This window comes from Ruegeria sp. AL12 (assembly GCF_056540885.1).
Window position 1 is genome coordinate 1 of the sequence record NZ_JBQFXN010000156.1, and the last position, 614, is coordinate 614.

At 59.4% G+C, this 614-nt stretch carries 1 pseudogene; it reads left to right on the forward strand.

What is annotated here, in order from left to right:
• Nucleotides 1-314 (forward strand): annotated as a pseudogene (locus ACR0C6_RS21960) (erythrose-4-phosphate dehydrogenase); the annotation flags it as partial.
• Between the last annotated feature and the right edge of the window lie 300 nt (nt 315-614).

The window sequence follows — 614 nt, forward strand, 5'->3', positions numbered from 1 at the left end:
TCCGCGTGCCGACCCCCAACGTGTCGGTCGTCGACCTCAAATTCATCGCCAAGCGCGACACGTCGGTCGAAGAGATCAACGATCTCATCCGCGCAGCCGCGTCCGAAGGCCCGCTCAAGGGCATTCTCGGCTACACCGACGAGAAGCTGGTTTCGATGGATTTCAACCACGACCCGCATTCCTCGATCTTCCACACCGACCAGACCAAGGTGATGGAAGGGACCATGGCCTCGATCCTGACCTGGTACGACAATGAATGGGGCTTCTCCAACCGCATGGCCGATACCGCCATCGCCATGGCGAAGCTCATCTAAATCCAAACGCAAAACGGCCCCGCACCACGGCATCAAGCTGCGCGGGGCCGGCCTTGACCCGATTTGCGCCCAATTCGCTGGTTGCTGCGAACTCGCCAGGCGCCCGAGCGGCGCCACAGCTGGGGCAAACAGGTCAAAAGAGCCTGCCTATTTGCAAATTCATTGACCTCTGTCACGGCGCTTAGCCACCTAATGAGCTAGCCTTCTTCCTTTGCAGGGGAGGGCAACGTGCAGCTCAGAGACTATCTCAAGGTCGAAAAAGCAGCCGACATAAGCCGGACAGAAGTGGGCCGGCTTGGC